Source organism: Nocardia sp. NPDC058058 (assembly GCF_042885355.1).
Taxonomy (GTDB): domain Bacteria; phylum Actinomycetota; class Actinomycetes; order Mycobacteriales; family Mycobacteriaceae; genus Nocardia.
Window position 1 is genome coordinate 182,366 of sequence record NZ_JBHVSA010000007.1, and the last position, 21,385, is coordinate 203,750.

Sequence of the window (21,385 nt, forward strand, 5' to 3'; positions counted from 1 at the left end):
AGGATCCGATGCGCCGTTCTTTCCCATCGGCCCGCGCCATCTCCGCGTCGGTACTGGCCGTCACCGCGCTGACCACCGCTGCGGGGTTCGGCATCGCCCCCGCCGGGGCCGCACCGCTCGCGTACGAATCCTGTCGGCCGACGGCCGCACATCCGTACCCCGTGGTGCTGCTGCACGGTACGGCGGACGATGCCACCGCGTGGAATGTGCTGGGGCCCAGGCTGACCGCCGCCGGATACTGCGTCTTCGCGCCCAGCTACGGCAAGGGTTCGCCGCTGATCCCGTTCGGTGGCGTCGCCGCGGTGCGGGGTTCGGCCGATGAGATGGCGGCCTACATCGACGGCGTACTCGCGACGACCGGTGCGAGCCGGGTCGATATCGTCGGCCATTCGCAGGGCGGCACCATCGCCGAGTACTACGCCAAGAATCTCGGCCGGGCGGCGAACGTCCGTGCGGAGTTGCTGCTTTCGCCGGTCAGTCACGGCACCACGCTCGGCGGCGTCACCGAGCTCGCGGATCAGGTTCCGGCACTGCACGATGCGGCAGATCGGTTCGTACTGCCCGTCGTCTGCGCCGCCTGCGCCGACCTCGAGGTCGGTTCGGATCTCACCCGCGCCCTCAACGACGGCCCGATCGCCCAGCCGGGTGTTCGCTACGCGGTGCTGGCCACGCGCGACGACACCATCAGCACTCCGGCGGGCGCGGCGTCCTTCCTCGTGGAGCCCGGTGTGCGAAACGAATTCGTTCAGGATCTGAGCCCGGGCGTGGTGACACACAAGGACATGCCCAGGAATGACACGGTGATCGCCTGGGTGTCGGCGCAACTCGCCGCGAATTGATCAATCGTCCGCGAATGTCGTTGCCAATCGGAGACATTCGCGTAGCAGGATGACCGCCGTGCATCTCCCGCCGAAACATCTGCTGCTGCAGGCTTGCCGCGGCCTCCCGCCCGAAGATCGACACCCGGTGCTGCACTGCGCGGGCCTATTGGCGGATCTGCACGAGAAGCGACTGACCGCGGAAGCCGGGGCCACCGGGCTGATCGACCACGAACGAGCCCGCATGGTGCTCGATATCGACCGGTGGGTGGCGATGGAACTGCCCAAGGCCGACCGCGACGCCCAATTGCACACCGAGACCGTCGGCACCGTGATCGACCGGCTCGCGCAATTCTCGGCCCTGGCCTATCTGACGCTCGCGTACGCCGACGAAGCCATGCACGAGGCGGCGACGCGACTGCGCGAACTCGCTCTGGCCTACGAGCATCTGGCGAACGAATTGGCCGCGGGCCGGCGACGACTGCCCAATCTGACCGGGAATCGCGAATACGAGTACTGACAGCCCGGATACGGGACCGAACACAGCACGGATCGGCTATCGATCACGGCGCGAATTCGTGTCGTCGACGGCGCCCGGCGAGGGTACGGGACGCCGTCGACAGCACAGGTGGATCATGCGCAATCCACCGTCGAGACCCGGGCCAGGGTTTACAGCGAACAGAACCCGCGTGGGAGTGCGGTGGCAGTGCCCATTCGCTGTTACCTGACAACCACCAGGCTCGAGCTCGACAAGAAGAATCGTGCGCCGCGAAGCTCGGAACCGGCGTGGATCCGACTGTGAACTTGCTGGGAACCGCGGTTTCGGCGTAACAGGTCCGCGAGATCGGCTCGTCATCCCGGCGCGCTTTTGGCCGGGATCCACCATTGGTGCGCACCAGCTGCCCGTGTGGATTCCGGCCAAAAGCATGCCGGAATGACGGGGCTTGGTTTCGAGGCTGACGGATTCAGTCGACCGGTGTGCCGGTCGGTTCCGGGAGCAGGGCGCGCAGGGTGCCGATGGTGTCGGCCTGGTGCGGTTCCTTATCCGGGCGGTAGCGCACCACGCGGGCGAACCGCAGCGCCAGGCCGCCCGGATAGCGGGGGCTGACCTGGACGCCGTCGATGGCTATCTCGACCACCAGTTCCGGCCACAGGTACACGGTGGTGCCGTCCCGCTCGCGCTCATGACGCGGGAATTCGGCTGTCTGCCACTGCAATAGCGCATCGGTGAGGCCCTTGAAGGTTTTGCCGACCATGATCGGCTCACCGCCGTCCGGATCCCGTGCGCCCAGATGCAGATTCGACAGGTACCCGGTGCGGCGGCCGTAACCCCATTCCGCGCCCAGCACGATCAGATCCAGGGTGTGTGTGGGTTTGATCTTCAGCCAGGACCGACCGCGCCGCCCCGCCGCGTACGGCGCGTCCAGGGATTTGATCATGATGCCCTCGTGCCCGGCGGCCAGCGCGCCGTCGAAATATTCGGCGGCCGCCTCGGCATCGGGGGCGATGAGCGCCGGAATGCTCAGCGCGCCCGCGACTTTCGTGAGCGCCGCGCGGCGCTCCCGCAGGGGTGCGTCCAGCAGATCGACACCGTCCAGGTGCAGGCAGTCGAAGAAATACGGGTGCAGCAGCAGTTCCTGCGCGGTCGCCGCACCGAAACGGCTCATGGTCTCCTGGAACGGGCGTGGGCGGCCGGAATCGTTGAGCGCCAGCGTTTCCCCGTCCAGCACCACACTCGTGCAGTCGAGTTCCATTACCCGCCCGACCAATTCGGGGACGCTCTTGGTGATATCGCGCAGCGTGCGGGTGAACACCCACACCTGATCGCCGTCCCGGTGCACCTGGATTCGCGCACCGTCCATCTTGTGCTCGACGCTCACATCGCCGTCGAATTCGGCCATGGCCTCATCGAGCGCCGCCCCCGGCGACGCGAGCATCGGCTGAATGGGCCGCCCCACCTCGAGCCGGAACGCCTCCAGCGCGGCCACCCCACCGCTCGCGGCCGCGACCGCCGTCACCGGTAGTCGCCCGGACAGCATGTGCGCGCGCCGCACCGCGTCGATCGGGACCTCGAACGCCTTGGCCACCGCCTCCGCCACGATCGCGGTCAGCGCTCCCTGCCGCATCTCCCCGGTCAGCAACCGCAGCACGAAATCGTGCTCGTCCGCGGTGGCCGTCGCGAAGAGCCGCTCCAACAGCTCACGCCGCCGCGCCACCGACCCGTTTCCACTGACGCCCGCGAGTTCGGTGAAAACTCGATCTACCTCGGTGACCGACAGCGTGCCGACCGCGGCGGGGGCCACCTCCATGCTGATCAGCGTCCGCCATCCGGTGCCGATCCGCCCCTGCGACAATTCGCCCGATGCCCAGGCGACAACATTCGCCAATTCCCCGGCCTCGGCCTGGCCCAGCAGCTCAGCGAGGGTATTGATCTTGATTTTCCGCGAGGAGGTCGCGCGTACCGCCTGCAACGCCTCGACCACTTGCGACAAATACATCACCCGACGGTAACTCCGAGGTCCGACACATCGGGGACCTCGGGCCGAGCGTCCCTGTGACGCACCCCTCAGCAGGGGTGCTAATTCCGGGTTGGCAGGGTTGCTAAACCGCCCATAAACTGGGCGCATGGCCAAGACTTTCGTCGGTGCGCGGCTACGTCAGCTGCGCACCGAACGCGGGCTGAGTCAGGTCTCCCTCGCCAAGAAGCTGGAGATTTCGGCCAGCTACCTCAACCAGATCGAACATGACGTCCGCCCGCTCACCGTACCGGTCCTGCTGCGCATCAGCGAGGTCTTCGGGGTGGACGCCGGATTCTTCTCCTCCCAGGACGACACCCGGCTCATCGCCGAACTCCAGGAAGTCGTCATGGATCAGGAATTGAGCATCGAGGCCGATGCCCAGGAAATCGCCGAAATGGTTTCCGCGCACCCGGGTTTGGCGCGCGCCATGGTGAATATGCATCGTCGCTATCGCAACACCACCGCGCAGCTTGCCGCCGCCACCGAGGACCGGTTCGCCGACGGCAGCGGTTCCGGAGCCATCTCCAAACCGCACGAGGAAGTGCGCGACTACTTCTATCAGCGGCAGAACTATATTCACGAATTGGATACCGCCGCAGAGGAACTCGCGACCAGAATGCGATTCCACGGCGGCGATCTGAAACGTGAGATCGCGCGCCGCCTCAGCACCGCGCACGGCGTGCAGATCGTGGAGCGCATCGATCTGGGCGACGGGGTGCTGCACCGATACGATCCGGAATTGCGCCGCCTGGAAATCGCGCCGCATCTGTCGGGCGGGCAGCGGGTATTCAAACTCGCCGCCGAACTCGCCTATCTCGAGTGCGGGGATCTCATCGAGAAGCTGGTGGAGGAGGGCAATTTCTCCAGCCCGGAATCCCGCGTGCTCGCGAAACTCGGCCTGGCCAACTACTTCGCCGCCGCGACGGTGTTGCCGTACAGCCACTTTCATGAAATGGCGGAGGATTTCCGCTACGACATCGAACGACTCTCGGCCTTCTTCACCCAGTCCTACGAGACCATCTGCCACCGGCTCTCGACGCTGCAACGCCCGCGCCTGCGCGGCGTCCCGTTCTCCTTCGTCCGCGTCGACCGCGCGGGCAATATGTCGAAACGCCAGTCCGCCACCGGTTTCCACTTCTCCTCCAGCGGCGGCACCTGCCCGCTCTGGAATGTCTACGAGACCTTCGCCTACCCAGCGAAGATCATGACCCAGATCGCCCAGATGCCGGACGGCCGCAAATACCTCTGGGTAGCCCGCACCGTGGAACGCCGCGCCACCCGCTACGGCGAACCCAGCAAGGTCTTCGCCATCGGCCTCGGCTGCGAACTCCGCCACGCGGGCCGCGTCGTCTACGCCGACGGCCTCGACCTCAACGAACCCAAGGCCACCCCCATCGGCGCCGGCTGCCGCGTCTGCGAACGCTCCAACTGCCCCCAACGCGCCTTCCCACCCCTGGGCAAAACCCTCGACATCAGCGAACACCGCAGCTCCATCTCCCCCTACGTCATCCAGTGAGACAGCCGTGGGCGTACCTCGCGACGCGGCATCCCGGGACCGGCGCGTTTGTGTTGCATCGCCGGACACCAGGCCTTTAGGGTTGGCCGGTCGTCGCTCACATAGCGACCAGAATCAGTTCCGAGGGAGTTGGGGGATATCCGGCGGATGGTTGACGACGAGATGCTCGCGGAGCGCGCCGGACGAATCGATGCCGCGATCGCGAAAGTACGCGGACGGGCCCAATCGTCCGGTGGTCTGGTTGTCGTGGAAGTCGACGCCTACAAAATGATCACCGATCTCCGTATAGCGCCGCACGCGATGAGCAGCGATTCCACGCGCTTGGCGACCGTGATCGCGGCCCTGCACAAGCAAGCCTCGGAGCAAGTCGAGACCGCGGCGGAGCAGGCGTATGCCGAGGCGACCGCGGAACGCGCGGCAGCACCCGCCGCGGCGGCCTCCGAATGGGAGGACCCGAACGAATTCGGACCGTCCCCCATTACCTTCTCGATGTGACGGGATGCGTTGACACATGGTCGGATTCGATCCAGAACAAATGCGTCAGCTCGCAACCTTCGTGCGAGAACGCGCCGATGCCATCGCGGGGAAAGTTCCGGTGGCGAATGAAAGTCGACTCGCCGCTATCGATGAAGGCAAGGGAATGAAAGGCTCTCGCATCGCGGTCACAATCTCCGAGACCGTGTTGACCCTGGATACGGTGATGAAATATCACGTCACCAAGCTGCGGCAGATGGCGGACACGACCGATGCGGCGGCCACCACAGCCGAGGGGATGGACGGCGCCAACGCAGGAAATATACAGAAGGCTGGACCGCGGTGACGGATGGCAACCTGACCGTTCCGATCGTGCTCGGCTGGAATCTGAAGCATCTGCGTGACGTGGTGGACACCCTGACGAAGGTGGGACCGGAGATCGAGACCGAAATGGTTTCGGCTGCAACACGTATCGATAAGTCGGATGATTACTTCGTCGGAGAAGGGGGCGAAGCCGCTCGCACTCGGGGCGCCACGGACAAGACCGACGGCCTCGGGACAGTAGATGTCTACGCGGCACTCGCGGGCGAGATCACAGGTGTCTGCAACACATTCCAAGTCGAAATCGCCAGGATGCAGATCGCTGCCGCCAAGACCGCGGCCTCCAAATGGGATCTCTTCTACAAGGATGACGGCGAAGTTGTCTCGCGAAAATCCAACTGGGAGACCGCGAAGAGTAACTGGATGAACCCGGTCAGCGCCATCGCCGCCAAGGAATTGGAGGAGACCGTCCTGACCAGGATGTTCAGAGAGGCACTCGCGAACGTCCTCGAACAGGATGCCAAAACCGCGAGCATTGCCGGAGTCCTGGAGAAGCTGACCGATTCGGTGAAGATCGGGATGGCGAACATCCCCAACGACCCGAAGCTCGCCAACATCCTGCTGAATTTCCAGGTGAACCCCGAGGACATGGAGGTATGGCCGAGTGGCATTGTCCTCCAATCCATCCTGGCCGTCGATCCCACCTTCACGCCGGACGCCATGACCAAATCCGAGGTGACAGCCCTGGAAAAACTGCTCGTGCGGGAAGGGCCTGCGGGATTGGTCGACTTCTACAACATCAAGAAGATGGCGACACAAGCCGCGAACGAGAGCGACTTCAGCGCGACCGTGAACGACGGTCAGGGCGACGCGTTCCGCCACACATACTGGAACGCGTTGCTCACCAGGAGATTCGGCGAGACGTTTGCCGACGAGTATGCGACATCACATGAGGGGGGCGCCGGTCAGCCGTCCCATCGTGAAGCGATGGATCTGTACAACAACAGCATCGGACGACAAATAGGCGCGGACAACCCCACTGCATCGCCAGAAGACTTGAAGACCAAAGTAACGCAGGCGATCAACGACGGGAGGGCGGTCATCATCGGGAAAGAAAACGCTGGCGCCACGCCACAGATCATGTGGAGCAACCAGATTTCCAAGGACCATCCGGAGCTGCAAGGCCTGCCTACGGACCTTTATGTACCGCTGCCGGGGAAACAATGAGGACAACCCGCACTAGGTGCTTCATTGCGCTGGTTGCCATGACGGCATCGATTCTCGGCGGCTGCTCGCTCGCGGGTACGCACGATGACAGCAAGCCGGCCTGTACGGCGGGGTTCGACATCGGGCGCGCGGCCGAGACGCTCGGATCCGCCGACCGCTTCTTCACCGAATATCAGAACGCCGAGAAGCGTGCCGAGCCAGTTCGACTGGGCGATATCACCCGGGCTGCCGGATGGTCCGACGACTGGGTGCGAATGGTCGAGGTGCCGCCGAACATCACCGAACGAGACCTGAATCGCGATGCGGGCACGTCCGAGAATTGCTGGAGGGGGCTTCCGCGGGGGGACGGCAGTGATCACACGGTGTACGGGTACTACCTGTTCGTGAAAAACGAAGGCGGTCCGATGAAGACCGTGCCCGTGCAGTCGGTGCGCTGGCCGAAAGCGGTTCGCGTGGTCGGATTCGAGAATCGCAGAGCGTTGGCCATCGATACACTGCTGCTCCCGGACCACGGTGGGCTGGTTCCAGCGCCGTAGACCGATGCCGCGGGTGCGACGACGTTCGCGGTACGACATCTCACAATCCCGATCGGGTCGGAGTCAGCTCACGCTGGCCCGGCCCGCTCGCATTTTCGGCCTCTCAGCTGCGGTCATAGCAGCGGTGATCGAATCGAACTTCGTTGCGGTGAGCGGAAATTCACGGCCACGAAACATCGGCAATCGGACTGTCATCGAGAGTCATTCCGGCGCAATACTTCCCGTTTACGGTTCCCCTCACGAATACAGCGGTTGTATACGCGGCCGTATTCGCAAGCGACGCACGTGGCGTCGATGTGCAAGTGAGAAGGGTCCGCCCAATGCAAGATTCCCACCGCCGGCAGCGAACTCAGCGCCTGGTCAAGGCCATCACCATCCCGACCGCACTGGTGCTGTCCGCAGCCATGATCGCCGGTTGCGGTTCCCGCGACAGCGATACCGCCGCGGGCTCCAACGCCAAGTCCTGCGTCGACACCTCCAAGGACACCATCAAGATCGGGTCGCTGCACTCGCTGACCGGCACCATGGCCATCAGCGAGGTGACCGTCGCGAACGCGACCAAGATGGCGGTGGACCAGATCAACGCGGCCGGCGGCGTCATGGGCAAGAAGATCGACCTGGTGCTGGAGGACGGCGCCTCGGATCCGAAGACCTTCGCCGAGAAGGCCGAGAAGCTGATCAGCTCCGACTGTGTCGCAGCGGTTTTCGGCGGCTGGACCTCGTCGAGCCGTAAGGCCATGAAGCCCAAGTTCGAATCCCTGAACTCGCTGCTCTACTACCCCGTGCAGTACGAGGGCCTGGAGGACAGCAAGAACATCTTCTACACCGGCGCCACCACCAACCAGCAGATCGTCCCGGCCCTGGACTACCTGAAGCAGAAGGGCATCACCTCCCTCTACCTGGTCGGTTCGGATTACGTCTTCCCGCAGACCGCCAACCGCGAGATCAAGGCGTACGCCAAGGCCAACGGGATCGAGATCAAGGGCGAGGATTACGCCCCGCTCGGCTCCACCGATTTCTCCACAATCGTCAACAAGGTCCGCAACTCCAAGGCGGGCGCGGTCTTCAACACCCTCAACGGCGACTCCAACGTCGCGTTCTTCCGCGAGTACTCCAACGCGGGCCTCAAACCCACTGATATGCCGGTGGTTTCGGTGTCCATCGCCGAGGAAGAGGTCGCGGGCATCGGCGCGCAGAACATCGCGGGCCAGCTGACGGCGTGGAACTACTACCAGACCGTTGACACCCCGGCCAACAAGGCGTTCGTCGCCGCGTACAAGGCCGCCTTCGGCGCCAACAAGCCCACCTCGGACCCGATGGAAGCCGCCTACACCTCGGTCTTCCTGTGGAAGAACACCGTCGAGAAGGCGAAGTCCTTCGCGGTGGCCGACATTCAGGCCGCCGCCGACGGCGTCAGCTACGACGCCCCGGAGGGCACCGTCACCATCGACGGCTCCAACCACCACATCACCAAGACCGCGCGCATCGGTGAGATCCGGCCGGACGGACTCATCTACACCGTGTGGGATTCGGGCAAGGCCGTACAGCCGGACCCGTACCTGAAGTCCTACGACTGGGCCAAGGGCCTCAAGTAATCAGATAGCCGCCGATGAGGGGCGGCCGGTGCGGAACTCGTTGCCGCACCGGCCGTTACGGCGGCCATCCCGGCCATGAGGATCGCCCACGACGCGCTGCCCCGCCACGGCGGCGCGAGAGAACCACAGAGGTATTCACAATGGAAGTCGCTGTCGGACAGCTGTTCACGGGTTTGAGCCTCGGCTCTATCCTGCTGCTCGCCGCGCTCGGTCTGTCCCTGACCTTCGGTCAGATGGGCGTGATCAATATGGCGCACGGCGAATTCATCATGGCCGGGTGTTACACCACATTCGTTGTACAGCAAGTCATTCACTCCACCGGCGTCGCGCTGATCGTGTCGCTCTTCGTCGGTTTCCTGGTCGGCGGTCTGCTGGGCGCCGCCCTGGAAATGGGTCTCATCCGCTGGATGTACGACCGTCCGCTGGATACCCTGCTGGTCACCTTCGGCGTCGGCCTGGTGCTCCAGCAGGTCACCCGGGACATCTTCGGCGCGCCCGCCAAGAACGTGGTGGCCCCCGATTGGCTGACCGGCGGCATCACCATCGCCGGAACCGTCGTCCCCAAGACCCGCATCTTCATCATGGTGCTGGCGGTCGCCGCGGTCATCGCGCTGGCCACCGCACTCAAGACCACGCCGCTGGGCCGGCGCATCCGGGCCGTGGTGCAGAACCGCAGCCTCGCCGAAACCTCCGGCGTCTCTTCCCGATTCACCGATATCAGCACGTTCTTCATCGGTTCGGGCCTGGCGGCCGTCGCCGGTGTCGCACTGACCCTGATCGGCTCCACCAGCCCCACCATCGGCCAGTCCTATCTCGTCGACGCCTTCCTGGTGGTAGTCATCGGCGGCCTCGGCCAGATCAAGGGCACCATCATCGCGGCCTTCGGCATGGGCCTGCTCAATTCCTTCGTCGAATACTCGACCACGGCCTCGGTCGCCAAGGTGATCGTCTTCATCGTGATCGTGATCTTCCTGCAGGTACGCCCGCAGGGCCTGTTCACCGTTCGCACCAGGAGCCTGGCTTGACTTCCCGCCACGCCTATCGAGTAGCGGTCCCTGCTCTCACGAGCCGAGGTTTCTGCTTCACCGACGACTGCCGTCCCGGGGTATCCCGATGAGGTCTTACGCCATCTCCACAGACTGCAACCGCCAGTCCGGCGGCCAGAATGTTCCGAGCTGCATTGACGTCACGATCGTGGGTGACACCGCAGGTTTCACAGGCCCATTCCCTGACCGCCAACGGCATGTCGTCGGCAACGGCTCCGCACGCCGAACAGAGTTTGGACGAGGGGAACCATTGGTCGACGACAATCACCTCACGCCCGTACCGGGAACCCTTGTACTCCAGCATGGTTCGGAACTGTCGCCACGAAGCATCCACGATGGCCCGCGCGAGACCGCGATTGCGAACCATCCCTCGGACCTTCAAATCCTCGATAACGAGCGTTTGATTCTCACGCACGAGTCGAGTCGTCACTTTGTGCAGGTAGTCGCTTCTCCGATCAGCGATACGGCAGTGGATGCGCGCAACCGCCCGGCGAGCCTTCTTCCGATTCTCGCCGTCGCCGGGGGCCTTCCGAGCCAGGCTCCGCTGTGCTCTGGCAAGTCTGATCTGCTCGCGGACTTCATGTTTGGGGTTCAGGATCTTCTCCCCCGTGGACAACACCGCAAGGCTCGCCAAACCCATATCGATACCAATCGCGGCATCGGTGACGGGCGGGGACTCGACTCCGGAGTCATCACACAGCAGCGATACGAACCATCTCCCGGCGCGATCGCACGACACGGTGACCGTGGACGGCTGAATCCCCTCGGGCAGTGGTCGCGACCAGACAACCTTCAAGGGTTCGGCCAACTTGGCAAGCGTCAGTTGCCCGTTGTGGTACCGAAAGCCGCTGCGCGAGTATTCGGCACTGGCACGGGACTTCTTGAGGGATTTGAACCGCGGATACCGCGCCCGCTTATCCCAGAAAGCAACGAATGCGGACTGCAGGTGTCGCAGTACCTGCTGCAGCGGAACAGCCGCTACATCGTTCAGGAACGCAAGCTCGTCGGTCTGCTTCCACAACGTCAGCATCGCCGAAGTGGTGTTGTAGGTAATTCGTTCTCCGTGCAGGCGCCAGGCCTCACTTCGAGCTTCCAACGCCAGGTTGTACACGAACCGCACACATCCGAAAGTTCGCGTCAGCTCAGCTGCCTGCACATCGGTCGGATAGAAGCGAAATTTGAACGCCCGCTTCACAGAAGCGGATTGCATGATCAGAAAATTAGCACACCCGTTCGATACGCGCCTCGGTTTTCACGAACCCGGGCTCGCGTCACCTGCCGTCAGGCGCGGGCGTCTCGGGAAGGATTCCAATGACTTCCGTTGTGCAACGGCTCAGTACCAATTCCTCGCTCAAGGCCGTGGGCGGATTCGCCTTGGCCGCAATCGTTCTCTTCGGAATCGCGCCGGCGGTGCTCACCGATTTCCGGTTGAGTCTGCTCGCCAAATTCCTGTGCTTCGCCATTGTCGCGGTGGGTATCGGGCTGGCGTGGGGGCGCGGCGGGATGCTGACGCTCGGGCAGGGCGTGTTCTTCGGGCTCGGCGCGTACATCATGGCGATGCATATGCAGATGGCCGATGCGGCGAAGGCGCACGAGGATGTGCCGGAGTTCATGTCGATCGCGGGCATCTCCGAATTGCCTTCGTACTGGCAGCCTTTCGCTTCCGCGCCGGTCGCGATCCTCGGGATTCTGGTGCTGCCCGCCGCCATCGCGGCGGTGCTCGGGTTCGGTGTTTTCAAGCGACGCGTCAAGGGCGCGTACTTCGCCATCCTGAGCCAGGCGCTGGCGGCCGCGCTGGCGATTCTGCTCACCGGGCAGCAGACCATCGGCGGATTCACCGGGCTCAGCGATTTCAAGACCTTCTTCGGCTTCCGGCTGGACGATCCGGTGAACCGGCGCATGCTGTTCTTCATCGCGGCGGGTGCGCTGCTGATCGTGGTGGCCGTGGCCCGGCAGTTGATGAACAGCCGGTACGGGGAACTGCTTGTGGCGGTGCGTGATCAGGAGGAGCGGGTGCGCTTCCTCGGATACGACCCGGCCAATATCAAGATCGTCGCCTACGTGGTGGCGGCCTTCTTCGCGGGCATCGCGGGTGCGCTGTTCACGCCGATCGTCGGCATCATCTCCCCCGCCGATATCGGCGTGGTGCCCTCCATCGCCTTCCTCATCGGCGTCGCCATCGGCGGGCGCACCACCCTGCTCGGCCCGGCGCTCGGCGCGATCGGCGTGGCGTGGGCGCAGACCAGCTTCTCGGAAGAGTTCCCGTCCGGCTGGATCTACCTCCAAGGTGCGCTGTTCATCGTGGTGGTCGGCTTCCTGCCCGCCGGCCTGGCCGGATTCGGACCCATCGCAAAGCAATTGGCGGAAAGACTGCGCTCAGCTCGCACCACCCCCGCCGTCCCGGCGAGCACCGCGATCGTGGCCTCGGTCATGTCCACCGGCGCACCGGCCGAACCGGAAACCCCTGCGGACGAAGCGAAGGTGACCGCATGAAAATGGACAGCGAATACCTCGAGATCCGCGGCCTGTCGGTCAGCTTCGACGGCTTCAAGGCCGTCTCCGACGTGGATCTGACTGTGCTGCAAGGGGATCTGCGATTCCTGATCGGGCCCAATGGCGCGGGCAAGACCACGCTCATCGACGCCATCACCGGTCTGGCCGTCGCCACCGGATCGGCGCAGAAGTCCGGGAACGAACTGATCGGCAAGAAGGTGCATCAGATCGCCCGGCTCGGGGTCGGTCGCACCTTCCAGACCGCGTCCGTATTCGAACAGCTCACCGTGCTGCAAAACCTCGATATCGCCGCCGGGGCAGGACGTTCCGCGCTCACCCTGCTGCGCAAGCGCAAATCGGTGCTGCCCGCCATCGAGGAAGCCCTGGAGACCATCGGCCTCACCGCACTGCGCGACAAGCCCGCCGGAATCCTCGCGCACGGGCAGAAGCAGTGGCTGGAGATCGGCATGCTGCTGGTGCAGAACGCCTCGGTGCTGCTACTCGACGAACCCGTCGCGGGCATGAGCGCCGAGGAGCGCGAGGAGACCGGAAACCTGCTGCGCCGCATCGGAACCGAACGCGTCGTGGTGGTGGTCGAACACGATATGGACTTCATGCGCGCCTTCGCCACCTCGGTGACGGTGCTCGCCGGTGGCCGCGTACTGAGCGAGGGCACCGTGGAAGAGGTGCAGGCCGATCCGAAGGTGCAGGAGGTGTACCTCGGCACCGCCGCCGCGGGTGAACTGCCGCCCGTCACCGAAACCCCATCCGCCGACGTCACGGAGGCCGCGAATGCTTGAACTCGTTGACCTGACCACCGGTTACGGCCGCACCCAGGTGATTCACGGTGTCTCCCTGACGGTTCCGAGCGATGGCGTGGTCGCCGTCATGGGGCACAACGGGGCCGGGAAGACCTCGCTGCTGCGCGCGGCGGTCGGACTGCTGCCCGCCAAATCCGGCAAGATCCGCTTCAATGACGAGGACATCACCAAGCTGTCGCCGTCGCGGCGGGTGAAGCGCGGTATCGCCTATGTGCCGCAGGGGCAGCAGTCGTTCCCGCAGCTGTCCACCATGGAGAACCTCCAGGTGGTGGCGGACGGGCGCAAGCGCGCCAAGGAGCTCATCGCCGAATCCCTGGATCTGTTCCCGGCTTTGAAGGAACTGCTCACCCGCAAGGCCGGGCTGCTGTCCGGTGGTCAGCGCCAGCAGCTGGCCATTGCCCGCGCCCTCATCACCGAACCGAAACTGCTCATCCTGGATGAGCCGACCGAGGGCATCCAGCCGTCCGTCGTCGCCGAAATCGAGCGAACCATCATCGATCTCACCAATCGCGGCGGTTTGAGCGTGCTGCTGGTGGAACAGCACATCGGCTTCGCGCTACAGGCCGCGCAGCAGTACTACGTCCTGCAATCGGGGCGCATCACCTCCACCGGGGCGGGTGGCGCGGGCGCGGAATCCGATGTCCGACTGGCCATGGCGATCTGATCAGGCGATCCGACATGGCGCGCAGGGGGCGTATTCCACTGTCCGAGCGGGTCTACGACGCGCTGCAACGTGACCTCGCGGCGGGCGTCCTGACCCCCACCGAACGGCTCGGCGAGGAACGCCTCGCCGAGACCTACGGCGTCTCCCGCACCCCCGTCCGCGAGGCCCTGGCCCGCCTCTACGCCGACGGTCTCCTGGAACGCCACACCGACGGCCTCTACCCCTACCGCCCCCGGGTCAACGAACTGGGCGACCTCTACGAACTCCGAATAGTATTGGAGGCCAGGGGAATTCAACGCCTGCAAACCGCGGCCGCCGGACTCGACCAGTTCGATACGACGCCCGGCGCAGCCACCCGCGCCCCCTACCTGTCCACCGCTACCGGACCGGGACCGGGTTCGACCCAGCTGCTCCATGACGCCGAGGCGTTGCGCCGCGAGTTGGAGCTGTGGCGCCAGCTCCGCGACCAGCCACCCGAGCCGGGTGCGGAACTCATCGCCGCCGATGAGCGATTCCACTCCACCCTGCTCGTAGCGGCGGGCAACTCGGCGCTGGCCGACGCCCTCGCCACCGTGCACGCCCGCGTCCGCCCGGTCCGCGCCATCGACATGCCCACCGCCGAACGCGTAGCCGCCATGGCCGAGGATCACATAGCTATAGCCGAAAGCCTGCTCGCAGGCGACCTCGACACCGCGCTGCGCACCCTCATGGCCCACCTCACCAGCTCCCGAGCCCACGTCCTCACCCGAGCCAAGCGCGCGATCGAAATGACGAAACTCGCCCAGGCCGTACGGGAGTGAGCGCCGATGCGGCGGCTGCCGTATCGGTCAGTGGTCGGTTTGGATGCGCAGGGCGGTGATGGTGCTGGCAAGGCCCTCGTACTGGTTTGTCAGCAGGACGATTTCGATGAGGCGGCGCTCGTCGTAGTGGGTGGCCAGGGTTTGCCAGGCGGCGTCGTCCAGGTCGCGGGTGGTGACCAGTTGGTCGACGGCGGCCAGCAGGGCGCGTTCCTTGTCGTTCCAGCCGGGCGCGGTGGGACCGGTGCGAATCCAGTCGAGCTTCTCCTGGGTGACGCCCGCGCGCTTGCCGAGGCGAATGTGATGATCCATCTCGTAATCGCATTCGCGCAGGTGAGCGACGCGAATAATGACGAGTTCGGACTCGTAGCGGCGCAGGCGGCCGCCGGGCATGAGCTTGCCGGAGAAGTGCAGCCAACCGCGGAACAGGCCGCCGGTGCGGCCGAGCGTGCTGAACAGGTGGGCGTCCTCGGTCCCGGCGGCGCGCGAAAGCGCTTGCCAGACAACCCAGTTGATCGGACCGAGCTCACGGAGACGGCCGGGAGCTATGCGTGGCTGCGTCGACACCATGCCTCACGCTAACAGCCTGTCCCAGTCAGCGGCCACCATATGTTCGACGCATCAGCCGATGCCGACACGACCGCCCTACACCGCGGCGATCACGATCGCCCGCCGATCCACGTGCGCCCGCTCGCTAGGGTTCGGCGCGGTGCCTGGCGCGGGAACCCAGTGCGAGGGGCAGGGTTTCGGCGGGGTGGTCGCCACGGACGCGGGCGTGCAGGTGCATATCGTGCCAGCCGTCCTCGTGCAGGGTGGCGCTGCGGTTGACGCCCTCGAGCAGGAAACCGCATTTGCCCGCCACCCGGCAGGACTGCTCATTGTGCACCGAATGGCGCAGCTCCAGCCGATGGAAACCGACCTCGTCGAAGGCCCACGCGGTGACCGCCTCGACCGCGCGCGGAGCGATGCCGCGACCGCGCGCACCGGGCATCACCCAGTAGGCGACGGCCGCCGTTCCGTGCGGCGGCTCCATCCCCAGGATCGACGCGCGACCCACCACCCGACCCGAACGGCTATCGGTCACCGCCCAATTCGCGTCCACCCCGCCGTGCCAGGTCCGGCCCCACGCGGCCACCAGCTCACCCGCCTCCTCGACGGTCTCGGCGGTGCGCCGATGCCAGCGCTGGATGAGCGGATCCTGGAACGCGGTGAACACCTCCTCGGCATCACGGCGCAGCCACGGCCGCAACACCAGATCCTCGCCCGCCGGAAGCACCGGTTGCGCGGTTCTGGTGAAGACTTCGGCGGCAACGATTGCCGGGATGGAACGCGGCATACTTCGAATTCTGCCCCGTGCGCGGCGGTGGTGTCGTGGGAAATTTCGATCGGCCGCAATCGGACTGCGGGGTCGCATTACCGCAACGGGCCACCGGTCGAGCGAAAGGCATTCCAGCCGAACAGGATTCGCAACGGCTGCGCCAACAGCCGACAGGGCCCCGCTGAGTTCCGGGCAATCTCCGGCGCGATTCGGCCACTGGCGCGACTCGGACATCGGTAGCGGAATTCATCCGGCCGACCCCACCCGGAGCCAATCCCGCGCAACACTCACCCGACTCCTCGGGATCCGTCCACCCCGCACCCGTCTGCCCAACGGGCTCGGTCGGCCCCGAGACCCGGTCGAGCCGCACGAGACCCGGCCCACCCCAGAACCCGTGCGGCCCACGAGACTTGTTCGGCCCGCGCGAGATGCGATCAACCCGCGCGAGATTCGATCAGGACCGCGAGGCCGTCGAGGGTGCGGGCCAATCCGAAGTGGTAGGCGTGATCGGCACTGTAGGCGCTGTCATGCACCTGCCCGGCGGCGGCCCCGACCCGGGCGGCGAGCGGATAGCGCTCGGCGGGCATGACCCGTTCCAGCAGCGGTGCGGCACGCTCCCACCATTCATGATCGGATTCGCCGCTGTCGGCGGCCGTTCGCGCGGTATCGATGGCGATGCGCGCCACCGAGGTGACGAAGCCGAGCAGATACGTCAGCGCGGCATCCATTTCCACATCGCTCAGGCCGAGCCCGTCGAACGCTCGCAGCTCATGGTCGTATTTGGCGGTGACGCCCGGCCCCAGCGGCGGCCGCGTGGTCGGCACGTACGCGACCCACGGATGCGCCGCGAGCAAGGCCCGATTCTCCGCCGCGATCACGGAAACCTTTTCCCGCCAAGGCATTCCGGTGAGATCCGCCCGCGGCATCGCGTGATAGACGGTATCGAGCATGAGATCCAGTAGTTCGGCCTTACCCGGCACATAGGTGTAGGTGGCCATCGGCGTCACCCCGAGTTTCGCCGCGACCGACCGCATGGTGAGCGCGCCCAGCCCCTCGGCGTCGGCGATCTCCAGCGCCGCCGCGACCACCGCGTCCACCGTGGTGCGCTGTTTGGGCCCGCGCGCCGGACCGCCCTGTCCGGGTTCGCGCCACAGCAGTTCCAGCGTGCGCACCGGATCTCCGGCCGAACTGCGCTCTCGTGCACCCATCGCCTCACCTCCACGCCGATCGTATCCATGTGACGCGCGTCACGATGCAGGCCATCGGGAATTTACGTACAAAGTACAGCGTACTTAGTACGGAGTTTATCGGCAGCGAGGAGCCCCCATGAAGATCACCGCATCCGCCCTCTCCCTGAACGTGCCCGATCCGACCGCCTCGGCGGCATTCCTGATCGACCACTTCGGCTTCACCGAGGCCATGTCCGCCGACGGCTTCGTCTCCCTGACCCGGCCGGACGCCGGAATCAACGTCATCTACCTGCGTACCGGCCTGGCCAGCTTCAAACCGGCAACCATCGCGGGCAGCGCCGGACAGGGCGTGCTGGTGGTATTCACGGTCGAGGACATCGACACCGAATACGCCCGGGTCCGGGAAGAAGGCGTCCCGATCGTCACCGAGATCGAGACCGAACCCTGGGGTGAGCGCTACTTCCAAACCGTCGATCCGAATGGAATCGTGATTCAACTCGTCCAGTGGGTCTAGTCGTGTCGATTCCGTCCCTTCCCGTTCGAGGAGTAGGTGAGGACCGCTGAACGGTCCGCCTCGAACGGGAAGGACAGGTAATGCGCAAAGTAGTGGCAATCGAGAACATGACGCTGGATGGCTACGTCGACTCGCAGACCGGAATGGGGTTCGAATGGACCTTCCGCGGCTACAGCGAAGAGGTCGACGCCTTCGGTAACCAGCACGTGCGCGCCGACGTGGACACCGCGATGTACGGGCGCAGGACCTTCGAGGGCATGCGCGGCCACTGGTCGCAGGTGCCGTCGAACCCCGACGCCAACCCGGGCGAACTCGCGCACGCGGAATGGGTCAACAATGTGGACAAGATCGTCTTCTCCACCACGCTCGGCGCGCCCGACTGGGCGAACACCCGCGTCATCGCCGCCGACGCGGCCGCGCGCGTCGCCGAACTCAAGGCCGGAGACGGTGGGACGCTTGCCATTTACGCCAGCCCCAAACTCGTGCACTGGTTCATCGACAACGGCCTCATCGACGAATTCCGGATCATGGTGCACCCGGTGACCATCGGGTCCGGCACCCCGCTCTTCCACGACAAAGCCACACTGGACCTGAATCTGCTGGAATCCAAGACCTTCGACTCGGGTGCGGCATATGTCCGCTACCAGGTCGCGTGAGCGAGAGGATCGAACAATGCGACACATGGTGCTGATCCGCCTGGACCCGTCCGCCGCCCCCACCGGCGGCCCGGACGAGCAGTTGATGGCGGATATGAACGTGCTCATCGAAGAGATGACCAAGGCCGGAGTCCTGCTGGACACCGCGGGCCTGCGCCCCACCGAGGAGGGCACCCGCGTGCGCCAATCCGGCGGTAAGCAAACCGTCATCGACGGCCCGTTCACCGAATCCAAAGAGATCATCGGCGGCTACTGCCTGCTGCAAACCCGCTCCAATGCCGAAGCGGTGGAATGGGCCTCGCGCTTCCTGCGCGTGCACGGCCCGGAATGGGAGATCGAGGTCGAGGTCCGGCAGCTCGACGACCAGGGCTGACCGCATGCGGCCACGCGAGCACTCGACATCCTCTCGACGCCAGTGCCAGGGCAGTGCGCCCAGCTGACGAGAGTCGGCCGCCCGGTGCGGAAACTCCCGGCCGCGAGGCTCATACCTCGCGGCCGTCGGAGGAGCGCGCACGTCGAGCGGTGGAGGCGGCGTGGCGCATCGAGTGGCCGCGGCTCGTCGCCGGGCTCACCCGAATCGCCGGGGATATGGGCACCGCCGAGGAACTCGCCCAGGATGCACTCGTGGCAGCGCTGGAGCAGTGGCCACGCGACGGGGTGCCGCCGAATCCGGGCGGCTGGCTGATGCTGACGGCGAAACACCGTGCCATCGACCGGATTAGGCGCGACGCCACCTTCGCCCGCAAACTCGAATTACTCGGACACCAACTGCGCATAGACGAGCACGGACCGCGCGCCGACGCGTTCGGGGTGGACGAGTCCGACACAGGCGGATTCGCGCCCGGCCGGTTCGGATCCGGCACCGCGCTGCCGCCCATCTCGGCGACGACCACCTCCGGCGCGCTGGGCAATGGAGCGTCCCCCGACAACCCTCTCACCGGGGAATCGGCAGCGGACAGCGCCGCCGAGGCAGGAGTGTCCCCGGCTGATGCGGCCGCCTCCGATGATCTGCTGCGGATGATGTTCACGGCCTGCCATCCGGTGCTGACGCCGCCCGCGCGGTCGACGCTCACGCTGCGCATGGTCGGCGGGCTGAGTACCGGGGAGATCGCGCGGGCCTATGTGATCTCGGAATCGACTGTGGCGCAACGGATCGTGCGAGCCAAGCGCACCATCGCGGACTCCGGGGTGAAGTATGAGGTGCCGCGCGGGGCGGAGTTGGCGGCACGGCTGGAGTCGGTGCTCGAGGTGATCTATCTGATCTTCAACGAGGGGTACACCGCTACGGCGGGAGATCGCTGGGTGCGAGCCGAATTATGCGAGGACGCACTGCGTTTGGCGCGCATCCTGACCGGGCTGCTGCCCGAAGAACCGGAGGCGCACGGGCTGGCGGCGCTGCTGGAATTGCAGGCGTCCCGCCTCCAGGCGCGACATGGGGCTGCCAATGAGCCTGTGCTGCTTGCCGATCAGGATCGCGCGCACTGGAACGGGCTGTACATTCGCCGCGGCTTCGCGGCGCTGGGACGTGCACACGCACTGAACCGCACGCAGGGCCGCCCGCCCGGACGCTATGCGCTGCAAGCCGCGATCGCGGCGGTGCACGCCATGGCACCGAGCACCGCCGACACCGATTGGCGGCGCATCGCCGGACTGTATGCCGTTCTCGCCGAACGGTTTCCATCACCAATCGTGGAACTGAACCGGGCCGTGGCGGTAGCCATGCTGCACGGTCCCGCCGCCGGACTCGAACTCGCCGACAAGGCAGCACAATCCGGCGCACTCGACGGCTACCACCTGCTGCACGCGGTGCGCGGCGACCTGCTCGCCAGCCTGGACCGCGGTCCCGAAGCGCGCGCCGCCTTCCTGCGCGCGGCCGAACTCACCGGCAACAGCACCGAACAGGCGTTACTGACCGGCCGGGCGGAACAAATCCCTCCGAAGGACGACTAGCCACCGCCGCGAGTACCGCTCCGGAAAAGCTACGAGCATAGACCGCCGAACAGCGCGAACCCCGGAAGTTTCCGATTCGGCGCGCCGGTCCGGCTCCCACGTGAACCGCCGCGAGGCGCGTACGGTGGAAGCTTCTCCGCCCTAGTCGTGATTACGAAAACCATTGGAATTCTCGTGATCTCGGTCGCGCCGATCCTGTTCGGCGTCGGCAGCCCGGCCGCGTACGCGGACACCGGCGCACCACCCGCCGGACTCTCCGGCCCGACCGCCACCGGCGGCAGCGCGCAAGCCCCCGGCGGTCATCAACCGCAGGCCAACGCGACCCAGCCGTCGAAGACCGGGCCGGTCTGGCAGGGCGGTGGATTGCGCTGGGTGACCGATACCGGACAGGAGCGCAGGCGGGTCACCGCCGCCGAGATCGCGCAGTTGTCCGAGTACACCAATGGGCTCTCGGACCTGTCGGTGGGATTTCTGCAATTGACCGCGGGACTCTCCCAGACCGCTCCCACCATGCTCGGATTGGCCTCCGGCGTCACCTCATTGGCGCCCGGGATGTCGGAGTTGTCATCCAGCCTGTCCGAACTGGCCTCCAGTTCGAGCGGGGCGGCCGGATTCCTGGAACCGTCCTGGGTTTTCCCGCGACCGGCGCTGAAAGCCATGGCGCTCAGCATCGTTCCACTGGACCAGTTCGGCGCGTTCGACCAGATCATCTCGCACGAGAGCAGCTGGCGGGTGTTCGCCGTCAACCCCGCCTCGGGCGCGTACGGCCTGGCCCAGGCCCTCCCCGCGCACAAAATGGGCGCGGAGGGACCGGACTGGATCTTCAATCCGCTGACCCAGCTGCGCTGGGCCTACAAATACATGAACGAGCGCTACGGCAGCCCGATGGCGGCCTGGGCGTTCTGGCAGGAACACAACTGGTACTGAGCG

At 65.6% G+C, this 21,385-nt stretch carries 23 protein-coding genes; 18 read left to right on the forward strand and 5 right to left on the reverse strand.

Annotation, left to right across the window (positions count from 1 at the left end):
• The first annotated feature begins 8 nt into the window (after positions 1-8).
• Positions 9-839: an esterase/lipase family protein gene (locus tag ACFVUS_RS43390; protein WP_387781248.1), complete on the forward strand. Its 831-nt coding sequence runs from the start codon at positions 9-11 to the stop codon at positions 837-839.
• 49 nt (positions 840-888) lie between these two features.
• Positions 889-1,338: a DUF4254 domain-containing protein gene (locus ACFVUS_RS43395; protein ID WP_387781250.1), complete on the forward strand. Its 450-nt coding sequence runs from the start codon at positions 889-891 to the stop codon at positions 1,336-1,338.
• Between the two features lie 445 nt (positions 1,339-1,783).
• Here ACFVUS_RS43395 and ACFVUS_RS43400 read toward each other — a convergent pair whose 3' ends face one another.
• Positions 1,784-3,316, reverse strand: a complete 1,533-nt coding sequence (locus ACFVUS_RS43400) for an ATP-dependent DNA ligase (protein ID WP_387781253.1) — start codon at positions 3,314-3,316, stop codon at positions 1,784-1,786.
• Between the two features lie 127 nt (positions 3,317-3,443).
• On the opposite strand from ACFVUS_RS43400, the gene ramB reads away from it, so the two are divergent.
• From ramB to urtB, 7 genes are all read left to right on the forward strand, one after another.
• Positions 3,444-4,853 carry an acetate metabolism transcriptional regulator RamB gene (gene ramB / locus ACFVUS_RS43405; RefSeq protein ID WP_387781256.1) on the forward strand — a complete coding sequence of 470 codons (1,410 nt, stop codon included), beginning with the start codon at positions 3,444-3,446 and terminating at the stop codon, positions 4,851-4,853.
• Between the two features lie 147 nt (positions 4,854-5,000).
• A complete protein-coding gene (locus ACFVUS_RS43410; RefSeq protein WP_387781259.1) occupies positions 5,001-5,348 on the forward strand; it encodes a YbaB/EbfC family nucleoid-associated protein in 348 nt (115 codons plus the stop codon).
• Between the two features lie 16 nt (positions 5,349-5,364).
• The gene (locus ACFVUS_RS43415) at positions 5,365-5,673 is read left to right on the forward strand and encodes a hypothetical protein (RefSeq protein WP_387781262.1); all 309 of its coding nucleotides are present in this window, start codon (positions 5,365-5,367) and stop codon (positions 5,671-5,673) included.
• Positions 5,670-6,875: a DUF6973 domain-containing protein gene (locus ACFVUS_RS43420; RefSeq protein WP_387781265.1), complete on the forward strand. Its 1,206-nt coding sequence runs from the start codon at positions 5,670-5,672 to the stop codon at positions 6,873-6,875. The genes ACFVUS_RS43415 and ACFVUS_RS43420 overlap by 4 nt, the downstream gene beginning before the upstream one ends.
• Positions 6,876-6,913: 38 nt before the next feature.
• Positions 6,914-7,411 (forward strand): hypothetical protein, encoded by a 498-nt coding sequence (locus tag ACFVUS_RS43425; protein ID WP_387781268.1) that lies wholly within the window; start codon positions 6,914-6,916, stop codon positions 7,409-7,411.
• Between the two features lie 404 nt (positions 7,412-7,815).
• The gene (gene urtA / locus ACFVUS_RS43430) at positions 7,816-9,006 is read left to right on the forward strand and encodes an urea ABC transporter substrate-binding protein (RefSeq protein WP_364649534.1); all 1,191 of its coding nucleotides are present in this window, start codon (positions 7,816-7,818) and stop codon (positions 9,004-9,006) included.
• 140 nt (positions 9,007-9,146) lie between these two features.
• Entirely contained in the window at positions 9,147-10,031 is an 885-nt protein-coding gene (urtB, locus tag ACFVUS_RS43435; RefSeq protein WP_364649414.1) for an urea ABC transporter permease subunit UrtB, read from the forward strand.
• A gap of 13 nt (positions 10,032-10,044) precedes the next feature.
• Here urtB and ACFVUS_RS43440 read toward each other — a convergent pair whose 3' ends face one another.
• The gene (locus tag ACFVUS_RS43440; protein ID WP_387781271.1) at positions 10,045-11,262 is read right to left on the reverse strand and encodes an RNA-guided endonuclease InsQ/TnpB family protein; all 1,218 of its coding nucleotides are present in this window, start codon (positions 11,260-11,262) and stop codon (positions 10,045-10,047) included.
• A 101-nt stretch (positions 11,263-11,363) separates the two neighbouring features.
• On the opposite strand from ACFVUS_RS43440, the gene urtC reads away from it, so the two are divergent.
• The 4 genes from urtC to ACFVUS_RS43460 are packed head-to-tail and all read left to right on the forward strand — an operon-like array spanning position 11,364 to position 14,830.
• Positions 11,364-12,545, forward strand: a complete 1,182-nt coding sequence (urtC, locus tag ACFVUS_RS43445; protein ID WP_387781274.1) for an urea ABC transporter permease subunit UrtC — start codon at positions 11,364-11,366, stop codon at positions 12,543-12,545.
• Positions 12,542-13,345: an urea ABC transporter ATP-binding protein UrtD gene (gene urtD, locus ACFVUS_RS43450; RefSeq protein WP_387781277.1), complete on the forward strand. Its 804-nt coding sequence runs from the start codon at positions 12,542-12,544 to the stop codon at positions 13,343-13,345. Before urtC ends, urtD begins: the two co-directional genes overlap by 4 nt.
• Positions 13,338-14,030 (forward strand): urea ABC transporter ATP-binding subunit UrtE, encoded by a 693-nt coding sequence (urtE, locus tag ACFVUS_RS43455; protein ID WP_387781280.1) that lies wholly within the window; start codon positions 13,338-13,340, stop codon positions 14,028-14,030. Before urtD ends, urtE begins: the two co-directional genes overlap by 8 nt.
• A 14-nt stretch (positions 14,031-14,044) precedes the next feature.
• A complete protein-coding gene (locus ACFVUS_RS43460) occupies positions 14,045-14,830 on the forward strand; it encodes a GntR family transcriptional regulator (protein WP_387781283.1) in 786 nt (261 codons plus the stop codon).
• A gap of 27 nt (positions 14,831-14,857) precedes the next feature.
• On the opposite strand, the gene ACFVUS_RS43465 is transcribed toward ACFVUS_RS43460, so the two are convergent.
• The 3 genes from ACFVUS_RS43465 to ACFVUS_RS43475 form a co-directional block, all read right to left on the reverse strand.
• Positions 14,858-15,397, reverse strand: coding sequence for a carboxymuconolactone decarboxylase family protein (locus tag ACFVUS_RS43465; RefSeq protein ID WP_387781286.1), 540 nt, complete (start codon positions 15,395-15,397; stop codon positions 14,858-14,860).
• A 124-nt stretch (positions 15,398-15,521) separates the two neighbouring features.
• Positions 15,522-16,163 (reverse strand): GNAT family N-acetyltransferase, encoded by a 642-nt coding sequence (locus ACFVUS_RS43470; RefSeq protein WP_387781289.1) that lies wholly within the window; start codon positions 16,161-16,163, stop codon positions 15,522-15,524.
• Positions 16,164-16,579: 416 nt separating this feature from the next.
• On the reverse strand, positions 16,580-17,353 hold the full coding sequence (locus ACFVUS_RS43475; RefSeq protein ID WP_387781292.1) for a TetR/AcrR family transcriptional regulator: 774 nt from the start codon (positions 17,351-17,353) through the stop codon (positions 16,580-16,582).
• Between the two features lie 118 nt (positions 17,354-17,471).
• Between ACFVUS_RS43475 and ACFVUS_RS43480 the strand changes: the two genes are divergently transcribed.
• The 5 genes from ACFVUS_RS43480 (at position 17,472) to ACFVUS_RS43500 (ending at position 21,382) form a co-directional block, all read left to right on the forward strand.
• A complete protein-coding gene (locus tag ACFVUS_RS43480) occupies positions 17,472-17,849 on the forward strand; it encodes a VOC family protein (protein WP_387781295.1) in 378 nt (125 codons plus the stop codon).
• Positions 17,850-17,929: 80 nt separating this feature from the next.
• On the forward strand, positions 17,930-18,505 hold the full coding sequence (locus ACFVUS_RS43485) for a dihydrofolate reductase family protein (RefSeq protein ID WP_387781298.1): 576 nt from the start codon (positions 17,930-17,932) through the stop codon (positions 18,503-18,505).
• Between the two features lie 16 nt (positions 18,506-18,521).
• Entirely contained in the window at positions 18,522-18,878 is a 357-nt protein-coding gene (locus ACFVUS_RS43490) for a YciI family protein (RefSeq protein WP_375964035.1), read from the forward strand.
• A gap of 149 nt (positions 18,879-19,027) precedes the next feature.
• A complete protein-coding gene (locus ACFVUS_RS43495; RefSeq protein WP_387781301.1) occupies positions 19,028-20,455 on the forward strand; it encodes an RNA polymerase sigma factor in 1,428 nt (475 codons plus the stop codon).
• Between the two features lie 174 nt (positions 20,456-20,629).
• The gene (locus tag ACFVUS_RS43500; RefSeq protein ID WP_387781304.1) at positions 20,630-21,382 is read left to right on the forward strand and encodes a transglycosylase SLT domain-containing protein; all 753 of its coding nucleotides are present in this window, start codon (positions 20,630-20,632) and stop codon (positions 21,380-21,382) included.
• The last annotated feature ends 3 nt before the right edge of the window (positions 21,383-21,385 follow it).

Bases quoted from the DNA above. Each gene is read 5' to 3' on its own strand.
- ACFVUS_RS43390 (WP_387781248.1), top strand. From the start codon at position 9: ATGCGCCGTTCTTTCCCATCGGCCCGCGCCATCTCCGCGTCGGTACTG.
- ACFVUS_RS43395 (WP_387781250.1), top strand. From the start codon at position 889: ATGACCGCCGTGCATCTCCCGCCGAAACATCTGCTGCTGCAGGCTTGC.
- ACFVUS_RS43400 (WP_387781253.1), bottom strand. From the start codon at position 3,316: ATGTATTTGTCGCAAGTGGTCGAGGCGTTGCAGGCGGTACGCGCGACC.
- ramB (WP_387781256.1), top strand. From the start codon at position 3,444: ATGGCCAAGACTTTCGTCGGTGCGCGGCTACGTCAGCTGCGCACCGAA.
- ACFVUS_RS43410 (WP_387781259.1), top strand. From the start codon at position 5,001: ATGGTTGACGACGAGATGCTCGCGGAGCGCGCCGGACGAATCGATGCC.
- ACFVUS_RS43415 (WP_387781262.1), top strand. From the start codon at position 5,365: ATGGTCGGATTCGATCCAGAACAAATGCGTCAGCTCGCAACCTTCGTG.
- ACFVUS_RS43425 (WP_387781268.1), top strand. From the start codon at position 6,914: ATGACGGCATCGATTCTCGGCGGCTGCTCGCTCGCGGGTACGCACGAT.
- urtA (WP_364649534.1), top strand. From the start codon at position 7,816: ATGATCGCCGGTTGCGGTTCCCGCGACAGCGATACCGCCGCGGGCTCC.
- urtB (WP_364649414.1), top strand. From the start codon at position 9,147: ATGGAAGTCGCTGTCGGACAGCTGTTCACGGGTTTGAGCCTCGGCTCT.
- ACFVUS_RS43440 (WP_387781271.1), bottom strand. From the start codon at position 11,262: ATGCAATCCGCTTCTGTGAAGCGGGCGTTCAAATTTCGCTTCTATCCG.
- urtC (WP_387781274.1), top strand. From the start codon at position 11,364: ATGACTTCCGTTGTGCAACGGCTCAGTACCAATTCCTCGCTCAAGGCC.
- urtD (WP_387781277.1), top strand. From the start codon at position 12,542: ATGAAAATGGACAGCGAATACCTCGAGATCCGCGGCCTGTCGGTCAGC.
- urtE (WP_387781280.1), top strand. From the start codon at position 13,338: ATGCTTGAACTCGTTGACCTGACCACCGGTTACGGCCGCACCCAGGTG.
- ACFVUS_RS43460 (WP_387781283.1), top strand. From the start codon at position 14,045: ATGGCGCGCAGGGGGCGTATTCCACTGTCCGAGCGGGTCTACGACGCG.
- ACFVUS_RS43465 (WP_387781286.1), bottom strand. From the start codon at position 15,397: ATGGTGTCGACGCAGCCACGCATAGCTCCCGGCCGTCTCCGTGAGCTC.
- ACFVUS_RS43470 (WP_387781289.1), bottom strand. From the start codon at position 16,163: ATGCCGCGTTCCATCCCGGCAATCGTTGCCGCCGAAGTCTTCACCAGA.
- ACFVUS_RS43475 (WP_387781292.1), bottom strand. From the start codon at position 17,353: ATGGGTGCACGAGAGCGCAGTTCGGCCGGAGATCCGGTGCGCACGCTG.
- ACFVUS_RS43480 (WP_387781295.1), top strand. From the start codon at position 17,472: ATGAAGATCACCGCATCCGCCCTCTCCCTGAACGTGCCCGATCCGACC.
- ACFVUS_RS43485 (WP_387781298.1), top strand. From the start codon at position 17,930: ATGCGCAAAGTAGTGGCAATCGAGAACATGACGCTGGATGGCTACGTC.
- ACFVUS_RS43490 (WP_375964035.1), top strand. From the start codon at position 18,522: ATGCGACACATGGTGCTGATCCGCCTGGACCCGTCCGCCGCCCCCACC.